The sequence below is a fragment of the Leptospira montravelensis genome (genome assembly GCF_004770045.1).
Classification (GTDB): domain Bacteria; phylum Spirochaetota; class Leptospiria; order Leptospirales; family Leptospiraceae; genus Leptospira_A; species Leptospira_A montravelensis.
This window is the reverse complement of sequence record NZ_RQFO01000014.1, coordinates 245,715-253,334: the sequence shown is the minus strand read 5'-3', so window position 1 is coordinate 253,334 and position 7,620 is coordinate 245,715. Positions and strand designations below refer to the sequence as shown.

Below are 7,620 nucleotides of genomic sequence, written 5' to 3'. Positions count from 1 at the left end.
CTTATAACCCACTGTTTGCCACTAGACGGATGGCAGGGGCGGGGGAGGTGTTTCTTGGGGAACTTCTTTTTTTACTGGAGTAATGAACTGCGCCTTTAACTCATTTGTGAAGGGAGATAATACGATGGAAAAGGAAATAAATCCAAGTAAAATTCGATGATTGCCTGTGTACATAATTTACCACCTGGTTTTTGGTCAGTGAATACAGTTTGGTTTAACGATCAAACTTTATATTTATCGGTTCGTATGTGTCCTAGGCTTTTAGGGTAGGAAAATTATTGACCAAATTGAATTTTTTGAAAAATTATAGTCCTAATTTTTTCCATCCATCATATCCCAGTTTAGCGAATGTCGTTCTGTTATTTTTATAGATACTATCGATATTTGGATGTGTGTCTGCAATTTTACTAATGGAATCTTCACGTAACAAGTGTAATGTCGGATAAGGGGATCTCCCCACGAAATTAGTTATGTCGTTTATATTTTTGTCAGCAAACTGAAATTGAGGATGAAAGTTGGCAATTTGAATGACTCCTTCTAAAGCTAATTGATTTAATAGAAGTTCCGCCTCGTCCAAAAAATCATTTTGGTCCAAAAAATCTTCCAAAACATAAGGATGGACGATAAGTGTTGTTTCAGTTAAGAGTGGTTCGGATTCGCTTAAATATTTTAGTTCAGATTCTAAGGTAAAAAGTAAATCCTTTTTTGTTTTAGAATCACTAATCACATAACGAATTGTATTCGACTGGAAAGGAAGTTTGGCAAAAGGGCAAAGGTTAAGTCCAATGACTGATTTCAAAATCCAATTTTTAGTTTTATCCAAAATTTCATCTTCGTTCTGTATCGGACTTTTTTGTGACATGATTCGAATTTCCTTTTTTTAAATTTGCCGAAATACCAAGATTCATCCTATAGACCAAAAGTAATCTAAGTTATGGAATGATGTTTTTATTTTTTAGAAAATATTCTAAAAAATGGCCATAACCTTGGAAAGTGAGTTGGAAACCGAATATTTGATTTACGGAGTGATGACTCCACGAGAAGTTTTCAAATAATAGTTCTTTATGACAGATATTCCAACAAATTTGACTCAATTCCTTTTTGAACAAACTACCAGGACAGAACGTGAATGGTTAGAAGAACAAACCACAAAAAATGATTTGGATTTGATGACTGCCTTTGTTGCAGCACCTCGCTTTTTATCAAAAAAAATAGTTTCTTACGATTCTAAATCGAAAGGAAATTTAATCCCTAATTTAATAGGTTTCCAAGTAGACGGATGGAATTTAGTTCGTTTGACTCGTGTTTGGTTGTTGTTACATCTGACTCCGGAACCAAAAGAGCAGTTTGTCAAAAATATAGAAACCTTGTTCGATACTGCCGAATTAAATGAGTTAGTTGCTCTTTATTCTGCATTACCAGTTCTTCCTTATCCTAGGGAATGGTTGCCCAGAGCTACAGATGCAGTACGTTCCAATATGGGATTTGTATTCGATTCCATTGCTTTATCAAATCCATATCCAGAACTTTATTTTTCTGAGTTAGCCTGGAACCAGTTGGTTTTAAAAACTATTTTTAATGGTAAACCTATCCATTGGATATACGGTTTAGATCGACGGAAAAACAAAGAATTGGCGATTGCTATTTCGGATTTTATAGAAGAACGTTTTGCAGCAGGTCGAAAGTTACCATTACAAATTTGGAGATTAGTTGCTCCTTTTGTCGATGAATCCAAACATCCTAAACTGATATCTCTTTTGAATTCTAATCTTCAGATAGAGAGAGAAGTTGCTGCTCTTGTATGTTTTGAATCCAAAAATTTAGAACTTCTTTCCTTATTATCGAAATACCCTGATTTAGAATTATCTATAAAAAATGGAGAATTGGATTGGTCTAAGATTGAGTCCATTCCAGAATAAATTTTTATGTGCCAAAATCACAAAGAACCATCCGCAAATCCTTCGCATTTTGAATCCATATCGTCAGCAGAAGAGAAACCAACTCATCGAGATTTGTTATGGGAAGATTACCAAAACCTAATCCAGGGTATGCGGTTTTTTGATCCACACATACATATGGTTTCAAGAACAACTGATGATTATCAGATGATGGCAAAAGCAGGAATTGTTGCCATCATTGAACCTGCTTTTTGGGTGGGTCAACCAAGGACGGGGCTTTCTAGTTTTAAAGATTATTATAGTAGTCTTGTCGGATGGGAAAGATTTCGATCATCCCAATTTGGAATCAAACATTATTGTACGATGGGATTAAATTCAAGAGAAGCAAATAACGAACGTCTTGCGGACGAGGTAATGGAAATATTACCTTTGTTTGCTTATAAAGAAGGTGTCGTTGGAATCGGCGAAATTGGATTTGATGACCAAACACCTTTGGAAGAAAAATACTATCGTTTGCAACTAGAACTTGCGAAAAAAGCAAAATTGCCGGTACAAATTCACACTCCCCATCGAGATAAAAAACGAGGTACAGAAAGGAGTATGTCCATTGCTTTAGAACATGGGCTTGATCCGTCCTGGGTTGTAGTTGATCATAACAATGAAGAAACCGTAAAATCAGTGTTAGACCAAGGTTTTTGGGCAGCCTTTACCATTTATCCTTTTACAAAAATGGGAAACGAACGGATGGTTAACGTAGTTGAAAAGTATGGATCCGAAAGAATAATGATCAACTCCAGTGCCGATTGGGGAATTTCCGATCCACTAGCCATTCCAAAAACAGCAGCACTCATGATACAAAAAGGAATTCCACTTGAGGTCATTCGAATGGTTACTTATCAAAATGCGATCGATGCATTTGCAAAAAGTGGTCAAATTGATATAAATGATTTTGAAACGGAATTCCAACCCGATCCAAATGCTAAGTTTCATGGCAACTCTATCCTTAGGGGTGGCCAACAACCGGTTCCCAATAAAAATTCTCTCTTCATCCAATAAATGAATCTAAAAGCTTACATTACACTGTTTCGACCGGCAAATGTAGTAACGGCACTGGCTGATATACTTGCTGGTATGGCCATAGTTGGTTTCGTTTGGAAAGACAATACCCCTATTTTTCTATTACTTTCCACAATAGGTTTGTATGGCGGTGGAGTCGTATTAAATGATTATTTTGATGTATCCATTGACATAAAAGAAAGGCCAGAACGACCAATTCCAAGTGGAAAAGTTTCTAAAAAATCTGCATTGGTTTTTGGAATTTTACTTTTAGGAATGGGGCTCGGATTTGCTTTTTTATACCAAATCACAAGTGGATGGATTGCCTTTAGCATTATTGTCCTAATTCTTACTTACAATCGTTTTGCGAAACATCATTCCGTATTTGGTCCAATTGTAATGGGAATGTGTCGCGGTGGTAATTTAATTCTCGGAATGAGTTTGGTATCCGAAATCAAAACATTCGAAATTTCTCTTTCTATTCTTCCCATTTTTTATATAGCTGCTATAACGATGGTGAGTCGCGGCGAAGTTCACGGCGGAAAAAAGATACCTTTGTTATTAGCTGGTGTTTTATACTTTGTTGTTTTTATTTGTATCTCTTATTTGTCGTTTCGATTGGGAAATTTAATGAAAAGTATCCCTTTTGTGGTTTTACATATAGCGATGGTTATCCCACCGCTAATTCGAGCCCATCAAAATCCAATTGGTCCAATGATTGGAAAGGCAGTTAAGATGGGAGTGATTACCCTCATTCTTTTGAATGCATCTTTTGCTGCAAGTTTCGGATTTTTGCCTACCGCAATTGTTATATTTTGTTTATTACCCCTTTCTTTGGTTTTAGCAAAATCGTTTTCTGTAACCTAGAGATTTTTTATGATTGAAGATTTTTTTTCTCCTCTTATTTCAGAGTTTCAAATCACTTATAGATATAAAGTTCACTTTACTAAAGATATTTTTCAAATAGATAATCCAGTTTTAAGAAATTTTTTTATTTCAGAAAAAAAACAGGGCCTTGTTAAAAAAGTAATGGTGGTGCTAGATGAAAGACTGATCCAGTATCATCCGAATTTAGTTTCAGATATAAAAAATTACTTTCAGGATTTGGAAACTTTTCTTCAGCTAACAGGAGATATAATTCAAATACCCGGTGGTGAAGAATGTAAAAATAACCAAGAACTTTGGGAATTTTTAGTCAATGCTGTAAATACAAATGGAGTCGATAGACATTCCTATTTCCTTGTCATAGGAGGAGGAGCAATTCTCGATTTGGTTGGATATGTAGCGGCTGTGTCTCACCGCGGTATTCGTTTGGTTCGAATCCCAACGACTGTGCTTTCACAAAATGATTCCGGTGTGGGAGTGAAAAATAGCATCAATTACCAAGGTAAAAAAAATTTTCTAGGCACCTTTGCCCCACCTGTTGCCGTGTTTAACGACCTCCGATTTTTAGAAAGTTTAGATGATAGAGACTGGCGCTCTGGTATGGCCGAAGCTGTCAAAGTGGCGTTAATCAAAGATAAAGATTTTTTTCATTGGATCGAATCAAATGCCAGTGCATTATTAAATCGAAATTTAAATACAATGGCTAATCTGATCCACCGCTGTGCAGAACTACATATGGATCATATTTCCAATGGTGACCCGTTTGAATTTGGATCTTCTCGGCCATTGGATTTTGGACATTGGTCTGCTCATAAATTAGAATACCTAACTCAGTTTTCTTTAAGACATGGAGAAGCTGTGGCGATTGGTATGGCACTGGATACGGTTTATTCTTATCAAAAAGATTTTTTATCAAAAGACGATTGTATACGGATTCTTTCTTTATTGAAAACACTTGGGTTTTCAATTTATCATCCTATGTTATCGGATGGAGAAAAACGGAATTTATATTTGGGATTAGAGGAGTTTCGAGAACATTTGGGGGGTCAACTCACCATAGTATTGTTAGCTGAAATTGGAAAATCTTTGGAAGTTCATGAAATGGATTTAAAAACAATAGATACTTCTGTAAATTTCTTAGAAACCTATCTATGAAAACTAAATACGGACATCTTACATACTGTTCTAATATCCATCCAGGGGAAACTTGGTCGGATCATTTTTTGCAACTCAAAGAAAATCTTCCAATGATTCGTGCGAATGTATCACCGAATGCACCGATGGGCATTGGACTAAGGTTATCCAATGAAGCTTCGCTTGAACTTATAAAACCAGATATTATTTCTGAATTCCAGGCTTGGTTAACCAAGGAAGGATTTTACGTTTTTTTGATCAATGGGTTTCCTTACGGTGGCTTTCATAATACAGCCGTTAAAGAGAATGTTTATCATCCTGATTGGGCCACCACGGATCGATTGAATTATACACTTCGTTTGTTCTCTATTTTATCACAATTATTACCGGAAGGTTTGGAAGGAGGAGTTTCGACACCTCCCATATCCTATCAATTTTTTGACAAAACGGATGCAGAAAGGAAACAAAGAGTCAAATCTGCTACTCAAAATATCACCGAACTCCTTCATCATTTGATTCAAATCCAAATGGATACAGGAAAAGTTTTACATTTAGATATAGAACCGGAACCGGATGGAATTTTAGGGAATGTCGAACTTTGGATTCGGTGGTATTTAGATGTTTTTCTTCCTAAGTCAATTCCTGGAATTCAATCCCAATGGGGGTTTACCAAAAAAATTGCTGAGAGTAAAGTTCGTGATCATATTAGAATTTGTTTAGATGTTTGTCATTCCGCTGTGAGTTTTGAAGAAAACAATACAGTGGTTAGGTTGTTACGAGAAAATTCTATAAAAGTGGGTAGAATTCAAATTAGTTCTGCTTTAAAAGTAAAGTTCCCAGAAAATCCTAAACCAACTTTGGATTTACTAAAACATTTTGAGGAACCAACTTATTTACACCAAGTAGTCATAAAGTCAAAGGATGGGCAATTAGAATCCTTTCCTGATTTGCCAAATGCTTTACAAAGAGATGTTAAACCTTTTGAGGAATGGCGAATCCATTTTCATGTTCCTGTATTTTTAGATAGTTATGACCTTTTATCTTCGACTCAAAGTGAATTAGTTAGTCTATTGAATTTACAAAAGGAACTTACTTTCACTAATGCTTTGGAAGTGGAAACTTATACTTGGGAAGTATTACCTAAAGAATTACAAACTCCAATAACTACATCCATCATTCGTGAATTATTTTGGGTTAAATCAATTTTAGATAGAGAAATAAATCTATAGGTTATAAAATGAAAAAAACAAAAACTAACTCATTCCAAAAAACAGTTGTCATCGATGTTGTGGGACTTAGTTCTCATTTGGTTTGTGAATTTACTCCTTTTCTCAAACAGTTTTTAGAAAAAAGAAATACAATACTCATTGAACCAATGATCCCTGCTGTGACTACCAGTGTTCAATCCACGTATTTGACAGGGAAGTGGCCTAACCAACATGGAATCGTTGGGAATGGTTGGTATGATCACAAAGACTCAGAAATTAAATTTTGGAAACAATCCAACCATCTAGTAGAGAGTGAAAAAATTTGGGAAAGGGCAAAGAAGATCGATCCCCAATTCACTTGTTCAAAAATGTTCTGGTGGTACAATATGTACGCAAGTGCTGATTATTCGGTGACACCGAGGCCACAATACCATGCAGATGGTGTGAAGGCACCTGATTGTTATTCTAATCCCCCGGAACTTCGAGACGAATTACAAAATGAACTAGGTCAGTTTCCACTTTTCCATTTTTGGGGACCAAATGCCAATATAAAATCTACACAATGGATAGCGGATGCAACACTCTTCGTAGATAAAAAATATAACCCCACACTCACATTGGTTTATCTTCCGCATTTAGATTATTGTTTGCAAAAATTTGGACCAGACCTTTCAAAAATTCAAAAGGAACTTTCAGAAATTGATACGGTTCTTAAACAATTAATTGAATACTACGAAGGACAAAATACAAAAATCATTTTGTTATCAGAATATGGAATGACTCCAGTCCATCGTCCGATTCATATCAATCGAATCCTCCGAGAGAATGGTTTACTTTCACTTCGTAAGGAACGATGGTATGAACTTTTAGATCCAGGTGCGTCAAAGGCGTTTGCGGTCTCGGACCACCAAATTAGTCATATTTATTGCAAAGATTCCGAAACAAAAACAAAGGTAGAAAGGATTGTAAAAAACATTCCAGGAATTCTCCTTGTTTTAGATAAAAAAGCGCAAAAGAAATATCATTTGGACCACGAACGTTCCGGTGATTTAGTATTAGTAGCAGATTCAGATTCTTGGTTTACCTACTATTACTGGTTAGATGATGCGAAAGCACCAGATTATGCTCGTTTGGTGGATATTCACAGGAAACCTGGATATGATCCTTGTGAGATGTTTTTAGATCCTAAAAAACCAGGCGTTAAATTGAGAGTAGGGCTGAAATTATTACAAAAAAAACTAGGATTTCGCTACCTTATGAATGTGATCCCTTTGGATGCCCATTTGGTAAAAGGCTCTCACGGGTCTATACATGAAAAAAAGGAATTTTACCCTTTATTTTCGGGAGGTCAGTCATACCCCCGAAAAGAAATTTCTGCTAATAAAGTGTACGATTTGATTTGGGATCAGATGACAGCAAAGATTTAAATGTTTGACTGG

Annotated in this window: 7 protein-coding genes; 6 read left to right on the top strand and 1 reads right to left on the bottom strand. The window is 35.8% G+C overall.

Features of this window, described 5'->3' with window-relative positions; genetic code table 11:
* Positions 1–304: 304 nt before the first annotated feature.
* Positions 305–862: a DUF1415 domain-containing protein gene (locus EHQ31_RS10475; RefSeq protein ID WP_135574572.1), complete on the bottom strand. Its 558-nt coding sequence runs from the start codon at positions 860–862 to the stop codon at positions 305–307.
* A gap of 202 nt (positions 863–1,064) precedes the next feature.
* Between EHQ31_RS10475 and EHQ31_RS10470 the strand changes: the two genes are divergently transcribed.
* From EHQ31_RS10470 to EHQ31_RS10445, 6 genes are read left to right on the top strand one after another with little or no spacing between them, the layout of a single operon-like run.
* The gene (locus EHQ31_RS10470; protein ID WP_135574570.1) at positions 1,065–1,919 is read left to right on the top strand and encodes an EboA domain-containing protein; all 855 of its coding nucleotides are present in this window, start codon (positions 1,065–1,067) and stop codon (positions 1,917–1,919) included.
* 6 nt (positions 1,920–1,925) lie between these two features.
* Complete coding sequence (locus tag EHQ31_RS10465; protein WP_135574568.1) at positions 1,926–2,954, top strand: TatD family hydrolase; 1,029 nt, start codon at positions 1,926–1,928, stop codon at positions 2,952–2,954.
* Positions 2,955–3,821, top strand: coding sequence for a UbiA-like protein EboC (eboC, locus tag EHQ31_RS10460; RefSeq protein ID WP_135574566.1), 867 nt, complete (start codon positions 2,955–2,957; stop codon positions 3,819–3,821). It abuts the gene before it with no gap.
* A 9-nt stretch (positions 3,822–3,830) separates the two neighbouring features.
* The gene (locus EHQ31_RS10455; protein WP_135574565.1) at positions 3,831–4,994 is read left to right on the top strand and encodes a 3-dehydroquinate synthase; all 1,164 of its coding nucleotides are present in this window, start codon (positions 3,831–3,833) and stop codon (positions 4,992–4,994) included.
* Complete coding sequence (gene eboE / locus EHQ31_RS10450; RefSeq protein WP_135574563.1) at positions 4,991–6,202, top strand: metabolite traffic protein EboE; 1,212 nt, start codon at positions 4,991–4,993, stop codon at positions 6,200–6,202. Before EHQ31_RS10455 ends, eboE begins: the two co-directional genes overlap by 4 nt.
* An 8-nt stretch (positions 6,203–6,210) precedes the next feature.
* Complete coding sequence (locus EHQ31_RS10445) at positions 6,211–7,608, top strand: alkaline phosphatase family protein (protein WP_135574561.1); 1,398 nt, start codon at positions 6,211–6,213, stop codon at positions 7,606–7,608.
* The last annotated feature ends 12 nt before the right edge of the window (positions 7,609–7,620 follow it).